Genomic DNA, 19,373 nt, shown 5'->3' with positions numbered 1-19,373 from the left:
ATTGTCTTGCAACAAAAGCCTGAACCTGCCGGTGCGCATTCCTGTCAGATGATGCAACAGCGGCCGCGCTTCGTGATTAAATGCGAGCGCCATGCCAGCGGCCGCAAGCCTGCCACGGCACCCGAAACACCCAGACCCGCGCCCAGCCCGGAGGCCCCCTGAAGATCAAGAACACCATCCAGCGCGACCTGGCCATCCTGTGGGCCTTCATCGCCCTGATCGCGCTCGTGCTCGCGTTCCTGCTGCTTCAGTTGAGCCGCCAGGGCGCGTCCTCGCAGATCAGCCAGGCCACCGCCCAGGCGGCGGTCAGCTGCGCCACCATGAGCGCCGGCCTGGCCCATGCCTTGCGCACCAACAGCGGTACGGCCCGCAGCACGGCCGATGGCGATGGCCTGCCGGGCAGCTCCCTCATGCAGGCCGTGATCGACCTGTCCCTGCGCGACCAGGCCGGGGTGGAGGGCGGCTTCTGGCATCCGCAGCGCGATGTGGTGGCCTATGCCTTCCCGACCTATGACGGCAGCGGTGTCAAGCGCGATGCGCCGGGCGCGGAAATGGAACGTATCGTCTCGACTGCGCAGCGCGCCCTCGATGGCGGCGCCACCGTCACCGATGTGCGTCCCGGCCTGCGCGAGGCCGTGGTGTTTGCCGCCTGCCCGGTGCCACCGGGCAAGGTGGCGCTGGCGGCATGGACGCTCAAGCGGGTACCGGTGATGAGTGCGGCCGTGCTCAACCAGTTGCTGGTGGCCAGCGCCTTGCTGCTGGCTTTCGTCATCCTCAGTGGTGTGTGGCTGGGGGCCACGCTCACGCGCTGGCGCCGCCAGTCCGAGCGCCTGGCCAGCCAGCTGGCGCATGCGGAGCGGCTGGCCACGCTGGGCCGGGTGGCGGCCGGCCTGGCCCACGAGATCCGCAATCCCATCGGCGCCATGCGCATGAAGGCCGAAAATGCCCTGGCCGCCCCTGCCCAGGTGCGCGAGACGCGCGTGACCGGCGCGCTGGAAATGGTGGTCAGCCAGAGCGAACGGCTCGATGCGCTGGTGGCCAGCTTGCTGGCACTGGCACAACCGTTCCAGGTGCAGCGCGAGTGCGTCGACCTGGCCAGCTGGATCCAGGCCCGCTGCCAGGCCCATGCCGAACTGGCCGAGCGCCGGCAGGTACGCTTGGTCGCGGCCATCGATAGTGCCAGCTTTGGCGACAGTCTCACCACCAGCGCGCTGGACCCGGTGCAGCTGGCGCGCGCCGTGGACAACCTGCTGCTCAATGCACTGGCCCATTGCACCGCGGGCGGCCACATCGCATTGGGAGCGCGGCGGCGCGAGGACGGGCAGCTGCTGCTGTGGGTGGCCGATGATGGTCCGGGCGTGCCGGCCGAATTGCGTGATAGCCTCTTTGATCCTTTCGTCAGCCAGCGCAGCGGCGGCACCGGCCTGGGCCTGGTGCTGGTACGCGAGATCGTGCATGCGCATGGCGGCGTCATCCACCTGGCCGCCAGTGAACGCGGCGCCCGTTTTGAGATGGAGTTGCCATGGCGCGCATCCTGATCGTCGATGACGATGCTGCCTTTCGCGGCAGCCTGGCCGAGACCGTCGGCGACCTCGGCCACGAGGTGCTGGAAGCCGGCAGCACCGCCGCCGGCCTGACCCTGCTGGGGGCCCATGCGGTGGATGCGGCCATCGTCGACCTGCGCATGCCCGACGAAGACGGCCTGGTCTTCCTGCAGCGCGCCCCGGCCATCGCCACCATCCCCTGCATCATGCTGACCGCCTACGCCAGCGGCGACAACACCATCGAGGCCATCCGCCTGGGGGCCTTCGATCACCTCACCAAGCCGGTACCGCGTGCGGCCCTGGTGGACACGCTGGAGCGCGCGCTGCGCCAGAGCGCGCTTGGGGAGGAACACGCTGACGCCACGCAGCGCGCGGCCGGCGATGAACGCAATGCCTTGGTGGGCGACAGCGAAGCCATGCGCCAGGTCTTCAAGCAGATCGGGCGCGCGGCCACCAGTGACGCCACCGTGCTGATCCTGGGCGAGACCGGTACCGGCAAGGAGCTGGTGGCGCGCGCCCTGCATCGCAATGGTCTGCGGGCAGCACGTCCCTTCGTGGCCATCAATTGCGCGGCCATTCCGGCTGACCTCATCGAGAGCGAATTGTTCGGCCACGTCAAGGGCGCCTTCAGCGGCGCCACCGCACCGCGCCTGGGCCGTTTCCAGCAAGCGCACGGCGGCACGCTGTTCCTGGACGAGATCGGCGACATGGCCTTGCCGACCCAGGCCAAGATCCTGCGCGTGCTGCAGGAACGCGAACTGACGCCGGTCGGTGGCCAGCAGGCCGTCAAGGTGGATGTACGCGTGATCGCCGCCACCCACCGCGACCTGCCGCAGGAAATCAGCGAGGGACGTTTCCGCGAGGATCTCTGGTATCGCCTGCAGGTGCTGCCGATCAAGGTGCCTGCGCTGCGCGAGCGTCCTGGCGATATCCTGGCCATTGCCGAACACTTCCTGCGCCAGCAGGGTGGTGATACCCCCAAACGCATCAGCCCCGCGGCCGCGCGTCGGCTCTTGCAGCACACCTGGCCAGGCAATGTGCGCGAACTGCGCAACACCATGGAACGCGCAGCCGTGATGAGCCACGGCACCTGCATCGAAGCGGAAGATATCGCGCTGGCCGACCGCAACCTCACGGACAACGCCGGCGAGCTGTCCATCGATTGGGATGGCGAGCTGGCCGTGGCCGTGGCGCAGGTCGAACGCGTGATGCTGCAGCGGGCGCTGGCGGCGGCCAACGGCAATCGTGCCGAAGCCGCGCGCCGGCTGGGCATCTCGCGCCAGCAGCTTTACCGCAAGCTGGAGGAAACGGGCAACGGCTGACGCCGCCCCGCGCCCTCACGCATCAGGCCGCGCGCAGGTGTGCGGCGAAGGCCTCCGGGCTCAGCGGGCGGGCCATGTAGTAACCCTGCGCTTCATCCACGCCCCATTCGCGCAGCAGCGACAGCGTCTGCGCCGTCTCCACGCCTTCGGCCACGATGTGGTACTCCAGCTCCTTGGCCAGGGCGATCAGCGACTGCACGATGCGGCGGTCGCGCGGGCTGGTGTCGAGATGGCGCACCAGTGACTGGTCGATCTTGACCACCGAGGCCGGCACCTGTTGCAGGTAGGCGAAATTGCTGTAGCCGGTGCCGAAGTCATCCAGCGCCAGGCCCATGCCCAGCGCGCGGATCTCGTGCAGCAGCTTGAGCACCGCCGGGCTGTGCATCCACAGGCCTTCGGTACATTCGATCTCGATCATGGACGGGTCGATCCCGGTGTCGCGGCAAGCCGCTTCAAGCCGCTTGATCAGGTCGGCCTCCTCGAAATTGGGCGCGGCCAGGTTGATGGCCAGCTTGACCGGCATGCCTTCGCTTTGCCACGCAGCCATCTGCTGCAGGGCCGCCGTGATGACCCAGGCCGACACGGGCCGGATCAGGGCGGTGCGCTCCACCAGCGGGATGAATTCCGCCGGCGAGATCGGGCCCAGTTCGTGGTGCTGCCAGCGCAGCAGCGCTTCGCCGCCGTGATAGCGATTGCTGCGCAAGTCCAGCTTGGGCTGGTAGGCCAGCGTCAGTCCGCGCCCCTCCACTTGATTGGGCAGGAGCGCATCCGGGATGTCATTGAGCAGGCGGAAACGCCGCTGGTGGAGCTCATCGGCATCGGCATCATAGTCGGACCAGCGCTGGCGCCGTGCCAGCGCCTCGTGCAGCGCGGCCACCGCCTTGCGCGGCGCGTCGCGCAGGCTCTCGCGGGTCTGCTCCACGCGCACGATGCCGCCATAGCTGGGCAGGTTCAGGGGAACGGCCATGCTGTCGACCGGCTCTTCCAGTGCCGCGGTCATGCTGTGCAGGTGCGGCCCGAGCGTATCGGCCTTGCCCGCGTGGGAGAGCAGCGCGAAGCGCCCGTCACTGATGTGATACACGTCAGCCTGGCCCTTGACCAGGGTCTGCAGCCGCTGCCCGACATTGCGGATGAGTTCGTCATGGATGCGCGAGCCCAGGACGCTGGCGATCTCGAAGGAGGTATGGGCATCGGGCATGTCGATGTAGGCCAGCGCGCGATGGCCCGCAGGCGTCTCCTGGCCCGGCGCATCGACCGGTGCCAGCGAGACAAGGTCCTCGCGCAGCTGGTACTTGTTGGGCATGGCGGTGAGCGGATCGACCCGGCCGATGGCACGCCGCAGCAGCATCTGCGACATGGCCAGGGCAGCCAGTTGCCGCAGTTGCTGGCGCTGGGCGGCATCAAAGCTGCGCGGCCGGGTATCGGTCACGCACAGCGCGCCGATGGCGTGGCCTTCCGGCGTGAGCAGCGGCGCCCCGGCGTAGAAGCGGATGTAGGGCGGACCCGAGACCAGCGGGTTGTCGGCAAAGCGTGCATCGGCGGCGGCATCCTCGACCACCATCAGCGCGCGCTGGCTGACGGTATGGTCGCAGAAGGACAGCTCGCGCGAGGGCGCGCACATGTCCGGACCGCTTTGTGACTTGACCCATTGCCGCTGGGCATCGATGAGCGAGACATACGCGCCGCTGGCACCGAAGAGCGTATGGCAGAGCCGGGTGATGTTGTCCAGGTCTTCGGAGGCGCCGGTGTCGAGCAGGTGCAGGGCGTGCAGCGCGGCCAGGCGCTGCAGTTCATCGTTGGGCCGGGGCGCCAGGGCGATGCTGTCCTCAGCCATGGGCGCGCTCCCTGACATCGGCCAGGCGCGGTGCAGCCGGGTGGACCAGGGCGAGGACGGGCGCGGCGGGCACTTCCTGCACGGCCGCCGGGGCGGCAGCCAAGGGCGAGGGCGGGGCCAGGTGGAACACGCCAACGGCCTGGGTCAGGTGCAGCGCCTGGTCCTGCAGGCTGCCCACGGCGGCACCGGCCTGTTCCACCAGGGCGGCGTTCTGTTGCGTGACCTGGTCCATCAGGGCGATGGCCTTGTGCACTTCTTCAATGCCCAGGCTCTGTTCATGGCTGGCCGAGGAAATTTCTCCCATCACGTCCGTGACCTGCTGCACGCTGGCCACGATCTGCTCCATGGTTTCGCCGGCGCGTTCGACCAGGCGCGTGCCGTTCTCGACGTTGTTGACCGAGGCATCGATGAGCTGCTTGATTTCCTTGGCGGCGGCGGCGCTGCGCTGGGCCAGGTTGCGCACTTCGGTGGCCACCACGGCGAAGCCGCGTCCCTGCTCGCCGGCACGGGCCGCTTCCACGGCCGCGTTCAGGGCCAGGATGTTGGTCTGGAAGGCGATGCCGTCGATCACGCCGATGATGTCGACGATCTTGCGCGAGGAGGTGTTGATGGCCGCCATGGTATCGACCACTTCGTCCACGATGGCGCCGCCTTGCTTGGCGATGTCGGAGGCATTGCGCGCCAGCTGGTTGGCTTCGCGGGCGTGGCCGTCGTTCTGCTTGACGGTGGCGGTCAACTGCTCCATGGCCGATGCGGTTTCCTCCAGCGAGGCCGCCTGGTCTTCGGTGCGGGCCGACAGGTCGCCGTTGGCCGCGGCGATCTGGGCGCTGATGCTGGCTACGCCGGCCGCGGCATCGCGCACTTCGCTGACGGTGCTGCGCAGGTTGCCGCTCATCTCGGCGAGCGCGCCCATGATGCTCTGGCGCCGGCCGGATTCGGCGCGCCGCAGGGCCACCGTGTGGTACAGCTCGCCGCGATCCACGGCCAGGGCCAGCTGCTTGACTTCATCCGGCTCGGCGCCCAGGGCGCGGCCGATGCTGCGGGTGATCAGCATGGCCAGGAGTGCGCCGGCCACCATGGCCGCGGCCAGCAGCACCAGCATGAAGGCCTGGAAGCCGCGTGCGGTCGAACGTGCCTTGGCCGACTCCGCCTGGCTCATGCTTTCCTGCAGATCGATGAAGGCATTCACCGCTGCCAGCCAGTCGATGAAGGCCGGCTTGGCCTCGGCCAGCATGAGCCGGCGCGCGCCATCGGTATCACCGCTGGTGCGCAGGGCGATGATGCGCGCCGCCAGCGGCATGGTGCGGGCTTCGACCGCCTTGATCCTGGCCAGGGCCGCGCGCTCGTTGGCATTGGGGGCATGCGGGCCCTGCGTGGAGAAGATCGCATCGAGGGGCTTGGCCGACTGCTGGTAGTCGGCATCGAGGCGATTGATCAGCGCCACCACATCCTTGAGTTCGCTGTCGGTCACCAGGGTCAGGTCGCGCAGGGCGATGGCGCGGTCGTGGACGCTGCCGCGAAAGTTGATGGCATAGCGTTGCTTGACGTTGTTGTCTTCGCTCACCGTGGTGAGGCTGCCTTCAATGGAATTGACCTTGGTGATGCTCACTACCGTGAGCACCAGCATCATCGCCAATACCAGGGCAAAGCTCAGTCCCAGCCGTGCGGCGACGCTGAGCGTTTTTTGTTTCTCGTGTGCACTGTTCATCATGTTCCCCTGTTGTATAAATTGTCCGGACGGCGGCCGCCCCGCCGGGATGGCCCCCGCCATCCTGTCCGGAACGTGCTTTGCTTTGAGTAGAGATGAGGCATTGACCGGCCGCTGCTGCTGGCGGCCGTATTGAAGCTCTGCATGGCCCGAGCCTTGCATGTTGTCGTGGCATTGTATTGGATAATCCGATACAGCGTAGCCGGTGCCTTGCGCGGCTCAAGGCGAGACGCTTCTGCCTCTTTCCAGCAGCAGGCCAGCCAGTGCGCAGCAGCCCGCGAAGAGGCCGATGCCCGCGATCCATCCGCCTGCCAGGATGCCGGCGCCGGCAGCACTGCCCAGCGAAAATCCCAGGTACATGGTCGACGTATTGAGCGACAGCGCCACCGGTGCCTGCGCCGGCGGACCGGCTGCGATCAGCCGCGCCATCTGCGCCGGGAAGAAGGCCCATACCGCAAAGCCCCACACCGCCACGGCCAACAGCACCGGCACCAGCGCAGTGTACGGCGCCAGCAGCGTGGCTGCACCCAAGGTCCAGAACGCCAGCGTGAGCAGCAGCAGCGACAGCCGCACCACGCGGCGTGAGCCGAAGCGGTCGTTGAGGTGGCCGCCGACCGTCACGCCGGCGGCGGCGGCAGCGCCCCACAGGCTGACGGTGAGGCCAATGCCGCGTTCGGCGAATGTCAGCGTATGGGCCAGGTAAGGCGCGATGTAGGGATAGGCCGCATACGCACCTACCGACCAGAACAGCGTGATGCCCAGCAGGCGCCGGATCTGCGTCTGCCCGACCACGCCCAGCCGCTCGCGCAGGCCGGCTACATGGAGATGGCCTCCGGCTTGGCGGTTCACCCCGATCCAGATACCGGCTACGGCCACCGCGCCCATCACGGCCACGGCACCAAAGGTGGCGCGCCAGCCGAAGGCATGCCCGACCACCGAGCCCAGCGGCAAGCCCAGCGCAATGGCGATGGTCATGCCGCCACTGACGATGGCCAGTGCCCGGCCGCGTTGTTCGGGTTTGACGATGGCGCCGGCCAGCGCGCTGGCATTGGGCGTATAAAGTCCGGCGGCCACGGCCATGAGCAGGCGCGAGGCCAGCAGGCTGCCAAAGCCGGTGGAGAACGCCGCCAGCACATTGGCGGCAGTGAAGATGCCCATGGCGCCGATGAGTACCTGGCGCCGGTTGAGGTGGGCCGAGAGCACCGTGGTGATGGGCGAACTGATGGCCAGCACCAGCGTGAAGACGATCACCAGACTGGCCACGGTAGAGACGCTCATGCCGAAATCAGCGGCCATGCGCGGCAGCAGCGGCGCGATCATGAAGCCTTCGGTGCCGATGGCGAAGGTGCCCAGGGCCAAAAAGCCCGCTGTCAGCAGCGAGCCCGATGGGGAAGGCGTTGCAGAGGGCGCGGGGGCCGGAGCAGGCCCCAGGGGAGTGGATGTCATGCTGTCCTCGACGATAGGTACGCTGCGCTGCAGGGCAGCGCAGCGCAAGACGGTCAGACCGGAATGGGATTGGCGATCAGCGCCGCATTGAAGCCGTTGACCAGCGCGTGTTCATTGGCGCCGGGGTTGTCGCGCAGCGGCTTGACGGACTCGACGATGATCTCTTCATCATCGCTGGCCAGCTTGGCCATGGTCTCGGCGATGAAGGCATCCAGCGGCATGGCACGCGGGTCGCCGCTCTTCTTGATCAGGTCGGTATCGACCCAGGGCGGCGCGATTTCCTGCACCCGGACCGAGCTCTCGCGCAGCATGAAGCGCTGCGACATCGCATACGAATGCAGCGCCGCCTTGCTGGCCGAATAGACCGCGGTCACGGCCAGCGGAACATAGGCCAGCACCGAGGTATTGTGGATGATGGTGGCGCTCGGCTGGGCCTTGAGCAGGTCGATCAGGGCCGAGCTCAGGCGGATCGGGCCGAGCAGGTTGGTGTCGAGGATGCTGCGGCTGACCTGGTCGTCGATGGTGCCGCCAGCGTCGTCGAAGGGCATGATGCCGGCATTGTTGATGAGCACGTTGAGCTTGGGATAGCGCGCCTTGATCGTGGCAGCGGCAGCGTCGATGCTGGCCAGGCTGGAGACGTCGAACTCGATGGCCTCCATGCCGGGATTGGCGGCGGTCACTTCATCGAGCAGGGCCTTGCGGCGGCCGCCGATGATGACCTGGTTGCCCAGCTTGTGGAAGGCTTCGGCCAGGGCGCGGCCAATGCCGGAGGTGCCGCCGGTGATGAAGATGGTGTTGTCGGTCAGTTTCATGGTATTTCCTTCACTAGGTCAGTAGAGTGGGGCCGCACACGCCCGCCCGCTGGGGGCCGAGGCGGCAAGTTTCATATCAGGACAAAAAGAACAGGATCCGGGGTCTTGCCTGCCGCTCAGTGCAGGTCGGTACGCACGTAGCGCGGCGCCGGGGTGTTGGCCGAGAGCTGGGTCGCCATCTGCTGGCGCGCGCCTTCGAACCGGGTCCAGGCCGCTTCGTCATGCAGCGAGGGGATGGTGACCAGTTCGCCGCGCTGGAAGCCGACCAGGGCTGCATCGACCATCTGCTCGGCCGACATCACGATGGCCGGGTCCAGGTGTTCCACCGGCAGGCCGCCGATGGCCCAGAAATCGGTGGCGGTGGCACCCGGCAGCACGGCCTGCACCTGCACGCCCTGGGCGCCCAGTTCATGGTGCAGCGATTGCGAGAAGGCCAGCACGAAGGCCTTGCTGCCGCCATAGACGCCGTTGAGCACTTCCGGCGCCACGGCCACGATGGAGGAGATGTTGATCACCGCGCCCCGGCCACGGGCCACGAAACCAGGCACGGCGGCATAGGTCAGGCGGGTCGGTGCGGTGACGTTGAGGGCGATCATGTCGGTCATGTGCTCGACCTTGCTTTGCAGTAACGGCGTGTGGGTGCCGATGCCGGCGTTGTTGACCAGCAGCGTGATGCTGGCATCGCTGCGCAGTTTTTCTTCCACCTGGGCCAGCGATGCGGCCTGGCCGAGATCGGCTTCCAGCACTTCGACGTTGCGGGCGGTCTCGTTGGTGATGCGCGCGGCCAGGGTGTTGAGGCGCTCGCGGTTGCGGGCCACCAGGATCAGGTCGTAGCCCAGGCGGGCCAGGCGGTCGGCGTAGATGGCGCCGATGCCGGACGAGGCGCCGGTGACGAGGGCCGTGCCACGATGGATTTGGGACTGGACTTGGGTTTGCGGCTGGTTCATGATGTTCTCCTTCGGTGTGGGTTGTCGATGGAGTGAATCTTAGGCCGCTTGCGGACTTCCGGAATGACGTATATGGTAGTGTTTTGAGACATCGTTACGGAGTCCGGACATGCACCACATCGGCTACCTGCTCACTGAAGGTTTCCAGATCATGGGCCTGGCTACCCAGTCCGTCTTTGAATACGCCAACCAGGTCGTGGGCCACGAGTTCTACCGCATGCACAACCATTCGGTCGCTGGCGGCGAGGTCACGTCGTCCCTGGGCATGCGCGTGAACACCACCAAGGCGGCCGCCACGGCCACCATCGATACCTGGATCGTGTGCGGCGTGGGCAATCCGCTGGAGTCGCCGGCGAGCCAGGAAGAGCGCGCCTTCCTGCAACGGGCGGCGAAGAAGGCCAGGCGCATCGCCGGCATCTGTACCGGTGGCTTCGTGCTGGCCGAGTCCGGTCTGCTGGCACGCCGTCGGGCCACCACGCATTGGGCGTATGCCACGGCCATGCGTGCGCGCTTTCCTGACATCCAGATCGAAGACGACCGGATTTACATCGTGGACGGCCCGATGTGGACCTCGGCCGGCATGACCGCCGGGCTGGACCTGGCGCTGGCCATGGTCGGCAAGGACCTGGGCGAGGAAGCGGCGCGCAGCGTGGCGCACAAGCTGGTGATGCACCAGCATCGCGCCGGCGGCCAGTCGCAGCATTCGGAAATGCTGGCACTGGCCCCCAAGACGGATCGGATCCAGGATGCGCTGAACTATGCGCGCCGCCATCTCAAGCGCGCGCTGACGGTGGAAGAACTGGCCGAGCAGGCCAACCTGAGTGCGCGCCAGTTCACCCGCGTGTTCACGGCCGAGACCGGGCAATCCCCGGCCAAGGCCATCGAGGGACTGCGGCTGGAAGCGGCACGGCTGATGATCGAGCAAAGCCGCCATCCGCTGGAAGTGGTGGCGCGCGAGACCGGTTTCCGGGATCGCCGCCACATGCGTGAAGTCTTCCTGCGCGGCTTTGGCGTGGCACCGCAATCGATGCGGCGCGAAGTGCGCGCCTGATGGGCGCTTGATGCGCGCTAGTGCGCCGCGCTGGACGAGAACAGGTTGATCACCATCACGCCGGCGACGATGAGCGCGATGCCGGCCACGGCCGGCCAGTCCAGCCGTTGCTGATGGATCAGCCAGGCGGCCAGCGTGATGAGCACCAGCCCCACGCCCGACCAGATGGCATAGGCCACGCTGGTCGGCATGGTGCGCAGGGTCAGCGACAGGCAATAGAAGGACACTCCATAGCCCAGCACCACGATGATGCCCGGCAACAGTCGTGTGAATCCCTGTGAGGATTTGAGGGCGGTGGTGGCAATCACCTCGGCCACGATGGCCACCGCCAGGGTCAGGTAAGCGGACATGCTGGATTCTCCTGTGGATAAATCAATTCCACGCACTCATTGGGTTCAGTGCGCGCGGTTCAATGCACCGCCGTCTCTACGGTGGCGGGTGCGGCGTGTTGCTGTGCCGGTTCGGCCTGCATGCGGGCCAGGTGATCGCGCTGGAAGATGCCCATGCGGATCACGTCGCGGTACTGGCCATTCATGAAGAATTCCTCCTTCAGCACACCCTCCGGCCGGAAGCCCGCCTTGGCGTAGACATGCACGGCCTTCTCGTTTTCGCGGTCGACGATCAGGTAGATCTTGTGCAGGTTCAGCACCGAGAAGCCATAGTCCAGCGCCAGCCGCGTGGCCTCTACCGCCAGCCCGCGCCCTTGGCAGGCCGGCGCGATGATGATCTGGAATTCGGCACTGCGGTGGACGGTGTTGATTTCCACCAGTTCCACCAGGCCGCTGCTGTCGCCATCGGCATCGACGATGAAGCGGCGCTCGTTCTGCTCGTGGATGTGGGCCTCGAACAGGGCTGAGAGTTCGGCGAAGGTTTCGTAAGGTTCTTCGAACCAGTAGCGCATCACCGTCGCATTGTTGTTCAGGTGATGGACGAAGCGCAGGTCTTCGCGCTCCAGCGGACGCAGGCGCACGGTCCGGGTGAGGTCATGTGATTTCTGCATGGAATCTCCTTGTGGGAAAACCAGTATGATCCACCGTCAGGACAGATCGACCAAGATAAGGTCTATCGATAATTCAGATGGAGTGCCGCATGCAATGGAATCTCGATCAACTGCGCCAGTTCGTCGCTGCAGCCGAACACGGCTCCATCAGCGCCGCCGCACGCCACCTGGGCCGGGCCCAATCGGCGGTCAGCACGGCCATCGCGCTGCTGGAAGTCGATCTCGGCGTCACGCTCTTTGACCGCTCGGCCCACAAGGCCGGCCTCAGCGAGGTCGGCGCGGCCATGCTGCAGGAGGCACGCGAAGTGCTGCGCCAGGCCGATGCGCTGGAAGAACGCGCCCGGTCCTTTGCGCTGGGCGATCAAGCCAGCCTGACCATGGTGCTGGACGAAGCCCTCCCCTATGCGGCCCTGCGCGTGCTGCTGCGGGAATTGTCGGCGCGTGCGCCGGCGCTGGAACTGACCCTGCTCGATGGCACCCCGGCCGAAGTGGTGGCGGCCGTGCAGCAGCGCCGCGCCGACATCGGTTTTCACTTCGACCGGGGACGCGTGGCCAGCGGCTTCGACCAGCGCCACATCGGCTCGGTGGCGCAAGGCATCTTCGTCTCGCCGCGCCATCCGTTGGCCGCGCGCGAACGCCTGCGCAAGACCGACCTGGCGCAATACCGGCAACTGATCCTGCAGGCCGATGGCGTCGAAGAACCGGTCTACAGTCCCAAGCTGTGGCGCTCTGACAATCACTACAGCATTGCCGAGATGGTGGCCGACAACCTGGGCTGGGCCATCCTGCCGGTCAACGTCGCCGAATATTTCGATCACGCCAAGGCGCTGGTGCCGCTGCGCTGTCCGGCGCTGGCCCTGCCGCTCTTGTCGGTGCAGATGCTGTGGCTGCCCGGTCGCCCGCTGGGGAGCACCGCGCAATGGATAGGCGAGCGGTTCGGCCAGTTGTTGAGCAGCCAGGGACAGGCGGTGCTGGGGGAAGACATGTGACGGCGCGGCGGACAGTGTCCGGCAGCGGACGCCAAGGTGTCACGGGAACGGACACATGGCCCTACGGTAAAATCTGCAAGTCATTGATTTAAAACGGATTCATGGCAGGCACGGGCTTTGCAAAGGAGAGGTGGCCCCTCTCACCTCAAAGGAGTTGTCATGAACCGTTCCACCTTCCTCCCCCGTTCGCTGGCTGGGCTCTTGGCCCTGGCCCTGCTGGGATCGATGATCGCCACCCAAGCCCAGGCCTTGCCGCCGGCCCCGCCGCCGGGTGTTGCGCCGACCGCCGGCCCGATGGCGCCCCCGGTCCCGCCCGCCACTTACGATGCCGCCCTGACCGCCCAGGCCCCCATCACCGAAGGCCGCGTGAGCCGCTTGCTGATCAATCCCTATGGCGAAGTTGATGGCCTGATGGTGGGCGAGCGCACCGTGGTCAAGTTCCCGCCGCACCTGTCGCAGACGCTGCAGAACGCGGTCAGGCCGGGCCAGTCGGTGCGCATCTTCGGCCAGGCTGAAGCGGCCGGCGTGATCAAGGCCGATGCCATCGTCAATCTGGCCAACGGCCAGACCGTGATCGACCGCCCGCCCGCCTTCGATGCCAACCCGCCGCTGCCGCCCCACCTGCGTGCTGCGCAATTGCGCCAGCTCTCGGTGCGCGGCAAAATCGCCATGGTCCTGACCGGCCCGCGTGGCCAAGCCGATGGCGTCATCCTGGATGATGGCAGCATCGTGCGCTTCGCCCCGGACAGCCTGCGTACGCCCCTGGAACCTGGCGCGCCGTTTGCTGCCAATGGCTTGGGGACCCGCAACAGTGTCGGTACCGCCATCGAGGCCATCGATGCCGGTGCCAGCGCGGATTCCCTGCAACCGCTGTACAGCCGCGTCCGATAAGGGTTTTGCGGCAGGGCAGGCCCCCGGTCTGCCCGATTCCCTGCGTGTCATTTCATCCACCTGATAAAGAAAAAGAACCATGTCGCCGAAAATCCTTCCCATCGTCTTCCTGATCATCTCCAACGTTTTCATGACCTTTGCCTGGTACGGCCACCTCAAGTTCGAGAACCGGCCGCTGTACCTGGTGATCCTGGTCAGCTGGGGCATCGCCCTGGCCGAATACTGTTTCGCGGTGCCCGCCAACCGCATCGGCCACTCCGTCTACAACGCCGCCGAACTGAAGACCATGCAGGAGGTCATCACGCTGGTGGTGTTCTCGATCTTCTCGGTGCTGTACCTGGGCGAACAATTCACCATCAATCACCTGGTCGGCTTCGGCTGCATCTGCCTGGGCGCCTTCTTCATCTTCAAGGGGCCCATCGGATGAACGCCAAAGCGGGCTCGATCGCCTGGCTCTCCAGGCTGAACTTCTTCCTGGCCGACGTGCGCGACGGGCTCGGTCCTTTCCTCGGTGTGTTCCTGATGGGCCACGGCTGGGCCGCGGACGACATCGGCTACGTGATGACGCTGGGCGGCATTGCCGGCATGCTGGCCACCACGCCCGCCGGGGCGCTGACCGATGCGGTGCGCGCCAAGCGGCTGGTGGTCGGGATCGGTTCGGTGCTGGTGGTGGCGGGCTCGCTGCTGTTGCTGGTCTCGCCCAGCTTCACGATCACGGCGGTGTCGCAGGTCGGCACCGGCATCGTCGGGGCCATCATTGGACCGGCCATCGCCGGCCTCACGCTGGGCATCGTCGGCCAGCAGGGCCTGCCTTCCCAGCTGGGAAACAATGAGGCCTGGAACCACGGCGGCAACGTCTTCTCGGCCGCACTGGCCGGTGCGCTCGGCTACTTCTGGGGTTTGCCGGCGGTGTTCGTGCTCATGGCGGTGATGGCGGTGGCCTCGCTGGTGTGCCTCTCGCGCATCCGTCCCGAGGACATCGACCACGATGTCGCCCGTGGCCTCGATCCCGAACGCGCCGCCGACCAGCCGCAGGTGTCCACCTGGCGCGTGCTGGCCGGGTCGCGTCCGCTGATGCTGCTGGCGCTGGCGATGATGCTGTTCCACCTGGGCAATGCGGCCATGCTGCCCTTGCTGAGCCAATCGGTGGTCTCGCGCGGCCATGCCGATCCGGCGCTCTATACGGCGCTGACCGTGATCGTGGCGCAATTGGTGATGATTCCCACGGCGCTCTTTGCGGGCCGCTTCGCCGACCGCAAGGGCTACTGGCTGTTGATCACCGTGGCACTGCTGGCGTTGCCGGTACGCGGCCTGGTGGCCGGGGTCTGGGATTCGGCCTGGGCGCTGTTGCCGGTGCAGATGCTCGATGGCATCGGCGCAGGTTTGCTGGGGGTGGCCTTGCCGGGTTCGGTGGCGCGCATCCTGCAGGGCAGCGGCCACATCAACATCGGCCTGGGTGCGGTGACGACCATCCAGTCCATCGGTGCAGCCATGAGCCCGGCACTGGCCGGCGTGGTGGCCAAGCATTACGGTTATGGCGCGGCCTTTGCGGTCCTGACCGGGATCGCCTTGCTGGCGCTGGGGGTGTGGAGTGTGCTGGCCGAGCGGGGCGAGCATGCGCCTGGCGGCCGGCCGGTGGCGGTGGCGAAGTCAGCGTCTTAGTTGTCTTCTGCCCGGCGCAGGTCGCGGAATTGCGCCGGACTCCACGGCCGCAGGGCCACGATCAGCGCCGTGCCATGACGCCGTTCCAGCGGCAGCGACAGATCCTGCTGATGCGCGCTGAGGAAGTCGGAGGACAGCCGGTTCATGGCGCGTTGCACGCTGGCATTGCTTTCTTCTGAGAGCGTGCCGCTGACCATGATCATCTTCTCGCCCGGCTTGTCGAAATGGGAGTTGAAGAAATCATTGCGCAACTGCGCGCGGAAATACTGCTGGATCGGCCCGCCCGGCAACCACGTGAAATCCGGTGCAACCCGCACGCGGATGCGGTTGTTGGGCAGCAGGTCGAGGATGCCCAGCTTGTCCAGCCGCGCCAGCAGGCGGATGCATTCGGCCTTGCTCATGGCGAAGCTGGCGAGGATGTCTTCCAGCGTCCACTGGTGCAGGGCATGCACGGCCACCAGCAGCAGCTTGGGATCGGCCACCAGTTTCTTTTCCTGTTCTTCGGTCAGGCGCGAGGGCACCGGCTGCTCGGCCACCACCATGCGCGCCAGGTCGCTGATCTGGATGGCCAGCAAGGCGCAGACCTGATCCAGCCGTTCCAGGGTGAAGCTGCGCTCGGCGAAGATGCGCTTGACGCTGGCCTCGCTCAGGCCCAGTCCCTTGGCCAGTTGCGCATAGGTGATGCCGCGCGCCTTGAGCAGGTTCTTCAATGCATTGACCAGCGATTCGGCCTGGGCCATGTCCATCCTCCTTGTGATGCGCAGTGCGCGTGGTGTGTGGCCGGTATTGTATTTCGATACCGGACGCGACAGGAATTGCGCTTTCTGATGAGGTGATCCACCTTCTGCAGCGGCATTGCTACAGTGCGTCCCGCTGGCCCGCCAAGGCGGACCGGCAAGCAAAAATCACATCCCATCTCTCATCAGTCAAAGAACAAGGAGTCCATCATGAACAGCCCGCTGCTGCATCGCCTCACTCTTTCCTGCGCCCTGGTCGCCGCCCTCCTGAGCGCTCCCGTACATGCCCAGTCGCGCAACAGCGATGCGTCCACCGTCTCGGTGGTGGTCTCAGTGATGCCGCCTGCCGCCTTCATTTCAGAAGGCGGACGCTACGTGGTCAAGGGCGTGGAAGCCTCCGCCGATGGTACGGTCTATGTGCTGGAGAAAGTGGGCGAGGGCCTCCGTGGTTCGGTCACGGTCGGTGCCAATGTCAGCGGTGCGGCCTCGGTCGGTGTCGGTGAATCGGTAACATTCGTGACCTCTGCTTCGGGCACGCTGCTGGTGGCCTCCGGCAAGGTGCTGGCGATCATTCCCAATGCGCTGGGCCGGGCGCTGCTCAAGAGCGAGAAACTGTCCTGACCGGCACAAGGGGAGAGCGCCATGGCTTTGTTTCAACTTCGTATCAAATGCCTGTTTGCCAGCCTGGTCCTGGCCATCGCTGCGCCCCTGGCGGCGCACGCCGGCCAGTCCTGCGAACAGGCCATTCCTGACGCCACCGCCGTACAAGCCCAGCTGGACATGGCCGTGCGCACCGTCGAGCGGCTCAATGCCAGCGGTGCCGACGTGGTCATCATCGGCCGTGTCGGGCAGGACCTGAGCAAGTACCGGCAACGCTATTCGCACCTGGCGTTTGCCTATCGCGATGGCCAGCAGTGGGTTGTGGTCCACAAGCTCAACGAATGCGGAACGGCCGTGAGCAATCTCTATGAACAAGGGCTGGGGCAGTTCTTCATGGACTCTCCCTTCCTGCTGGAGGCCTACGTGGCCGTGCCGCAGCCGGAAGTGCAACAGCGCCTGCGTGCGGTGCTTGCACGCCCGCAGGTCACCCGCCTGCACGAAGCGCAGTACAACATGCTGGCTTATCCCTGGGCGACGCGCTACCAGCAATCCAACCAATGGGTCAATGAAACGCTCGCCATGGCGCTGGAGCCACAGATCAGTACCCGCGAGCAGGCGCAGGCTTGGTTGAAGTTCAAGGGCTACGTGCCCGATACCCTGAACCTGGGGCCGATGACGCGCCTGGGTGGACGGATGTTCAAGGCCAACATCGCTTTTGATGATCATCCCAACGCCTTGCGCTTCAGCGATAGAATCGAGACCACTACGGCGGATTCCCTGCTGGCTTTCCTGCAGAAAGCCAGTCTCGAAGCCAGCCATTTCGTGATCCAGTAATTTCCTGAAACCGGCGTTGGCCGGAACGACCCATGCGCCCGAATCATTGCCTGGCATTCGCCCTCGTCATTGCCCTTGCTCCCCTGTCCGCCCTGGCGGCGGGGGATGTCGCGGCGGGCCGCGCCGCCTTCGCCAAATGCGCCAGCTGTCACGCGGTAGGCCCCTCGGCGCGCGCCGGTTTCGGTCCGCAGCTGACCAACGTGATCGGCCGCAAGGCCGGTTCCACCGGCGACTTCAAGTATTCCCCGGCGATGGCCTCGGCCGGCTTCATCTGGACCGAAGACAAATTGCGTGCCTTCCTCAAGGCGCCCAGCGATGTCGTCCCCGGCAACAAGATGCGCTTCTGGGGCATCGGCAGTGACAAGCAGATCGACGACATCCTGGCCTATCTGCGCAGCGTCAGTCCATAAACACCCTGGCCGGCAGCCTCGCCGGGGTTTCCTCTTCAGACCTGCTTTTCTCCTCCATCCACCTGGAAATCGGCACCGTTGACGAAACTGGACGCGTCCGAGGCCAGGAATGCCACGGCCGCTGCGATCTCTTCGGGCTGGCCCATGCGTCCCAGCGGAATGCGGCTGCTCAAGGCCGCGTAGAGGCCCGCCACGTTCTCCGGGGCGCCCGCCAGTCCGGCCAGTCCGGGGGTCTCGGTCGAACCGGGACTGATCGCATTGACGCGGATCTTGCGATCCTTCAGGTCCAATGCCCAGCAGCGCGCGAAGCTTCTGATGGCGGCCTTGGTGGCCGAATAGACGCTCAGCGCCGGATCGGCACTGAAGGCCGAGACCGACGAGGTCAGGATGATCGAGGCGCCATCCCTGAGCAGCGGCAGCGCCTTCTGCACCGTAAACAGCATGCCCTTCACGTTGATGCCGAAATGGCGGTCGAAATGATCTTCCGTGATCTGGCCCAGGGGCGCGCCTTCGGCGATGGCGGCATTGGCAAAGACGATATCGAGCTTGCGGTTCTGCTGCGCAATGACCGCCATGACGCGCTCAAGATCCTCCAGCCGCGATACGTCGGCCGGGATGCCCACGGCGGCCTCACCCAACAGGGCGACCGCCTCTTGCAGCTGCTTCTCGCGCCGCCCGACCAGGAAGACGGTGGCGCCTTCCTCGACGAATTTTCTTGCAGTCGCCAAACCGATCCCGGTAGCCGCGCCGGTAATGAGGGCTGTCTTGCCTTGTAGTGTCTTCACGTTGTGCTTTCAAAAAATGGTTGATCAGGAAATGTCCCTGGGGCCGAAGGTGTGGAAAGGGCCCGGACTGAAAATATAATGTGTAATTACACATTATGGAATACGTCCATGGCCCCATCCTGAGTGGCCGGGCACTCGCTCGGACAGAGCAGTCATCCCGTGAAATAGCCGAAAACGCCACTGGGAGCGGCCTGGCGGGCGATACCGGCGGTGGCCGTAGACAAGGTCATTCATCCAAAACACAACAAACATGACCGAAACTGAAAAGAACTTCCAAAAGTGCTATTGCACAGATATACTCGCAACATGGCCACCACCCACACCCTCGAATCCTGTCACTGCTTTGCCTCCCGCCGGGGAGCCAGGCAGGTTTCGCGTCTTTATGATCGTTATCTGTCCAAGGCCGACATCAAGTCCTCGCAGTTCGTCCTGCTCATGGCCGTGAGTTTCAATCCTGGTATCCAGATCAACGAGCTGACCGAACTGATGGTGATGGAACGCACTACCCTGGTCCGCGCCCTGAAGCCTTTGCAGCAAGAGGGCTGGGTGTCTGCCCAGAAGCCCGAGACCGGGCGCTCCTACCGCTTCGCCGTGACCGATCAGGGCAAGGCCAAGATTGCGCAATGCGCTCCCTTCTGGGAAGAAGCCCGCCAGGAACTGGAGACCAAGGTGGGCAAAGCCAGGGTCGAGCAGATCCGTGACAACAACCTGGCCATGAGTTCCATCGCCTTGTAAAACACTCGTCGCAACAAACGCTGTCGCCTTTGGTGCGGCAGCTTTTTTTAACCCGCTATATGTGTA

At 65.7% G+C, this 19,373-nt stretch carries 20 protein-coding genes; 11 read left to right on the top strand and 9 right to left on the bottom strand.

Annotation, left to right across the window (positions count from 1 at the left end; all coding sequences use genetic code 11):
- The first annotated feature begins 80 nt into the window (after positions 1 to 80).
- A complete protein-coding gene (locus ACLRDN_RS24075) occupies positions 81 to 1,538 on the top strand; it encodes a sensor histidine kinase (RefSeq protein WP_413458334.1) in 1,458 nt (485 codons plus the stop codon).
- Positions 1,523 to 2,866 carry a sigma-54-dependent transcriptional regulator gene (locus ACLRDN_RS24070; protein ID WP_413458333.1) on the top strand — a complete coding sequence of 448 codons (1,344 nt, stop codon included), beginning with the start codon at positions 1,523 to 1,525 and terminating at the stop codon, positions 2,864 to 2,866. The genes ACLRDN_RS24075 and ACLRDN_RS24070 overlap by 16 nt, the downstream gene beginning before the upstream one ends.
- Positions 2,867 to 2,888: 22 nt before the next feature.
- On the opposite strand, the gene ACLRDN_RS24065 is transcribed toward ACLRDN_RS24070, so the two are convergent.
- The 5 genes from ACLRDN_RS24065 to ACLRDN_RS24045 all read right to left on the bottom strand — a co-directional run bounded on the left by ACLRDN_RS24065 (position 2,889) and on the right by ACLRDN_RS24045 (position 9,613).
- Positions 2,889 to 4,700 (bottom strand): EAL domain-containing protein, encoded by a 1,812-nt coding sequence (locus ACLRDN_RS24065; RefSeq protein WP_413458332.1) that lies wholly within the window; start codon positions 4,698 to 4,700, stop codon positions 2,889 to 2,891.
- Positions 4,693 to 6,408: a methyl-accepting chemotaxis protein gene (locus ACLRDN_RS24060; RefSeq protein WP_413458331.1), complete on the bottom strand. Its 1,716-nt coding sequence runs from the start codon at positions 6,406 to 6,408 to the stop codon at positions 4,693 to 4,695. The genes ACLRDN_RS24065 and ACLRDN_RS24060 overlap by 8 nt, the downstream gene beginning before the upstream one ends.
- A 219-nt stretch (positions 6,409 to 6,627) precedes the next feature.
- Entirely contained in the window at positions 6,628 to 7,854 is a 1,227-nt protein-coding gene (locus ACLRDN_RS24055; RefSeq protein ID WP_413458330.1) for an MFS transporter, read from the bottom strand.
- A 53-nt stretch (positions 7,855 to 7,907) separates the two neighbouring features.
- Positions 7,908 to 8,666 carry an SDR family oxidoreductase gene (locus ACLRDN_RS24050; RefSeq protein WP_413458329.1) on the bottom strand — a complete coding sequence of 253 codons (759 nt, stop codon included), beginning with the start codon at positions 8,664 to 8,666 and terminating at the stop codon, positions 7,908 to 7,910.
- Positions 8,667 to 8,782: 116 nt separating this feature from the next.
- Positions 8,783 to 9,613: an SDR family NAD(P)-dependent oxidoreductase gene (locus ACLRDN_RS24045; protein ID WP_413458328.1), complete on the bottom strand. Its 831-nt coding sequence runs from the start codon at positions 9,611 to 9,613 to the stop codon at positions 8,783 to 8,785.
- 109 nt (positions 9,614 to 9,722) lie between these two features.
- Between ACLRDN_RS24045 and ACLRDN_RS24040 the strand changes: the two genes are divergently transcribed.
- Positions 9,723 to 10,664 carry a GlxA family transcriptional regulator gene (locus ACLRDN_RS24040; RefSeq protein WP_413458327.1) on the top strand — a complete coding sequence of 314 codons (942 nt, stop codon included), beginning with the start codon at positions 9,723 to 9,725 and terminating at the stop codon, positions 10,662 to 10,664.
- A 17-nt stretch (positions 10,665 to 10,681) separates the two neighbouring features.
- On the opposite strand, the gene ACLRDN_RS24035 is transcribed toward ACLRDN_RS24040, so the two are convergent.
- Both ACLRDN_RS24035 and speG read right to left on the bottom strand, forming a co-directional pair.
- Positions 10,682 to 11,014, bottom strand: a complete 333-nt coding sequence (locus tag ACLRDN_RS24035; RefSeq protein ID WP_121041199.1) for a DMT family transporter — start codon at positions 11,012 to 11,014, stop codon at positions 10,682 to 10,684.
- Between the two features lie 59 nt (positions 11,015 to 11,073).
- A complete protein-coding gene (speG, locus tag ACLRDN_RS24030) occupies positions 11,074 to 11,664 on the bottom strand; it encodes a spermidine N1-acetyltransferase (RefSeq protein ID WP_413458326.1) in 591 nt (196 codons plus the stop codon).
- 89 nt (positions 11,665 to 11,753) lie between these two features.
- Here speG and ACLRDN_RS24025 point away from each other — a divergent pair, with 89 nt between their 5' ends.
- From ACLRDN_RS24025 to ACLRDN_RS24010, 4 genes are all read left to right on the top strand, one after another.
- On the top strand, positions 11,754 to 12,653 hold the full coding sequence (locus tag ACLRDN_RS24025; protein ID WP_413458325.1) for a LysR family transcriptional regulator: 900 nt from the start codon (positions 11,754 to 11,756) through the stop codon (positions 12,651 to 12,653).
- Between the two features lie 159 nt (positions 12,654 to 12,812).
- Positions 12,813 to 13,544: a hypothetical protein gene (locus ACLRDN_RS24020; RefSeq protein ID WP_413458324.1), complete on the top strand. Its 732-nt coding sequence runs from the start codon at positions 12,813 to 12,815 to the stop codon at positions 13,542 to 13,544.
- 79 nt (positions 13,545 to 13,623) lie between these two features.
- Entirely contained in the window at positions 13,624 to 13,971 is a 348-nt protein-coding gene (locus tag ACLRDN_RS24015; RefSeq protein WP_034335429.1) for a DMT family protein, read from the top strand.
- On the top strand, positions 13,968 to 15,206 hold the full coding sequence (locus tag ACLRDN_RS24010; protein WP_413458323.1) for an MFS transporter: 1,239 nt from the start codon (positions 13,968 to 13,970) through the stop codon (positions 15,204 to 15,206). Before ACLRDN_RS24015 ends, ACLRDN_RS24010 begins: the two co-directional genes overlap by 4 nt.
- On the opposite strand, the gene ACLRDN_RS24005 is transcribed toward ACLRDN_RS24010, so the two are convergent.
- Entirely contained in the window at positions 15,203 to 15,946 is a 744-nt protein-coding gene (locus ACLRDN_RS24005) for a helix-turn-helix domain-containing protein (RefSeq protein ID WP_413458322.1), read from the bottom strand. The two genes, ACLRDN_RS24010 and ACLRDN_RS24005, sit on opposite strands and share 4 nt — an antisense overlap.
- Positions 15,947 to 16,153: 207 nt before the next feature.
- Between ACLRDN_RS24005 and ACLRDN_RS24000 the strand changes: the two genes are divergently transcribed.
- From ACLRDN_RS24000 to ACLRDN_RS23990, 3 genes are read left to right on the top strand one after another with little or no spacing between them, the layout of a single operon-like run.
- Positions 16,154 to 16,564, top strand: coding sequence for a hypothetical protein (locus tag ACLRDN_RS24000; protein WP_413458321.1), 411 nt, complete (start codon positions 16,154 to 16,156; stop codon positions 16,562 to 16,564).
- A 21-nt stretch (positions 16,565 to 16,585) separates the two neighbouring features.
- Complete coding sequence (locus tag ACLRDN_RS23995; protein WP_413458320.1) at positions 16,586 to 17,377, top strand: DUF2145 domain-containing protein; 792 nt, start codon at positions 16,586 to 16,588, stop codon at positions 17,375 to 17,377.
- Positions 17,378 to 17,409: 32 nt separating this feature from the next.
- Entirely contained in the window at positions 17,410 to 17,787 is a 378-nt protein-coding gene (locus ACLRDN_RS23990; RefSeq protein WP_413458319.1) for a c-type cytochrome, read from the top strand.
- 35 nt (positions 17,788 to 17,822) lie between these two features.
- On the opposite strand, the gene ACLRDN_RS23985 is transcribed toward ACLRDN_RS23990, so the two are convergent.
- Positions 17,823 to 18,572: an SDR family NAD(P)-dependent oxidoreductase gene (locus ACLRDN_RS23985; protein ID WP_413458318.1), complete on the bottom strand. Its 750-nt coding sequence runs from the start codon at positions 18,570 to 18,572 to the stop codon at positions 17,823 to 17,825.
- Between the two features lie 306 nt (positions 18,573 to 18,878).
- On the opposite strand from ACLRDN_RS23985, the gene ACLRDN_RS23980 reads away from it, so the two are divergent.
- Positions 18,879 to 19,307: a MarR family winged helix-turn-helix transcriptional regulator gene (locus ACLRDN_RS23980; RefSeq protein ID WP_413458317.1), complete on the top strand. Its 429-nt coding sequence runs from the start codon at positions 18,879 to 18,881 to the stop codon at positions 19,305 to 19,307.
- Positions 19,308 to 19,373: the final 66 nt, after the last annotated feature.

This window comes from Herbaspirillum huttiense, from assembly GCF_047300815.1.
GTDB classification, from domain to species: domain Bacteria; phylum Pseudomonadota; class Gammaproteobacteria; order Burkholderiales; family Burkholderiaceae_D; genus Herbaspirillum; species Herbaspirillum huttiense_A.
Note: the sequence above shows the minus strand (reverse complement) of the source record. Positions and strands in the feature narration are given on the sequence as shown.

What these genes read in the sequence shown, in the direction of transcription:
- ACLRDN_RS24075 (WP_413458334.1), top strand. Translation starts at nt 81, where the DNA reads ATGCGAGCGCCATGCCAGCGGCCGCAAGCCTGCCACGGCACCCGAAAC.
- ACLRDN_RS24070 (WP_413458333.1), top strand. Translation starts at nt 1,523, where the DNA reads ATGGCGCGCATCCTGATCGTCGATGACGATGCTGCCTTTCGCGGCAGC.
- ACLRDN_RS24065 (WP_413458332.1), bottom strand. Translation starts at nt 4,700, where the DNA reads ATGGCTGAGGACAGCATCGCCCTGGCGCCCCGGCCCAACGATGAACTG.
- ACLRDN_RS24060 (WP_413458331.1), bottom strand. Translation starts at nt 6,408, where the DNA reads ATGAACAGTGCACACGAGAAACAAAAAACGCTCAGCGTCGCCGCACGG.
- ACLRDN_RS24055 (WP_413458330.1), bottom strand. Translation starts at nt 7,854, where the DNA reads ATGACATCCACTCCCCTGGGGCCTGCTCCGGCCCCCGCGCCCTCTGCA.
- ACLRDN_RS24050 (WP_413458329.1), bottom strand. Translation starts at nt 8,666, where the DNA reads ATGAAACTGACCGACAACACCATCTTCATCACCGGCGGCACCTCCGGC.
- ACLRDN_RS24045 (WP_413458328.1), bottom strand. Translation starts at nt 9,613, where the DNA reads ATGAACCAGCCGCAAACCCAAGTCCAGTCCCAAATCCATCGTGGCACG.
- ACLRDN_RS24040 (WP_413458327.1), top strand. Translation starts at nt 9,723, where the DNA reads ATGCACCACATCGGCTACCTGCTCACTGAAGGTTTCCAGATCATGGGC.
- ACLRDN_RS24035 (WP_121041199.1), bottom strand. Translation starts at nt 11,014, where the DNA reads ATGTCCGCTTACCTGACCCTGGCGGTGGCCATCGTGGCCGAGGTGATT.
- speG (WP_413458326.1), bottom strand. Translation starts at nt 11,664, where the DNA reads ATGCAGAAATCACATGACCTCACCCGGACCGTGCGCCTGCGTCCGCTG.
- ACLRDN_RS24025 (WP_413458325.1), top strand. Translation starts at nt 11,754, where the DNA reads ATGCAATGGAATCTCGATCAACTGCGCCAGTTCGTCGCTGCAGCCGAA.
- ACLRDN_RS24020 (WP_413458324.1), top strand. Translation starts at nt 12,813, where the DNA reads ATGAACCGTTCCACCTTCCTCCCCCGTTCGCTGGCTGGGCTCTTGGCC.
- ACLRDN_RS24015 (WP_034335429.1), top strand. Translation starts at nt 13,624, where the DNA reads ATGTCGCCGAAAATCCTTCCCATCGTCTTCCTGATCATCTCCAACGTT.
- ACLRDN_RS24010 (WP_413458323.1), top strand. Translation starts at nt 13,968, where the DNA reads ATGAACGCCAAAGCGGGCTCGATCGCCTGGCTCTCCAGGCTGAACTTC.
- ACLRDN_RS24005 (WP_413458322.1), bottom strand. Translation starts at nt 15,946, where the DNA reads ATGGCCCAGGCCGAATCGCTGGTCAATGCATTGAAGAACCTGCTCAAG.
- ACLRDN_RS24000 (WP_413458321.1), top strand. Translation starts at nt 16,154, where the DNA reads ATGAACAGCCCGCTGCTGCATCGCCTCACTCTTTCCTGCGCCCTGGTC.
- ACLRDN_RS23995 (WP_413458320.1), top strand. Translation starts at nt 16,586, where the DNA reads ATGGCTTTGTTTCAACTTCGTATCAAATGCCTGTTTGCCAGCCTGGTC.
- ACLRDN_RS23990 (WP_413458319.1), top strand. Translation starts at nt 17,410, where the DNA reads ATGCGCCCGAATCATTGCCTGGCATTCGCCCTCGTCATTGCCCTTGCT.
- ACLRDN_RS23980 (WP_413458317.1), top strand. Translation starts at nt 18,879, where the DNA reads ATGGCCACCACCCACACCCTCGAATCCTGTCACTGCTTTGCCTCCCGC.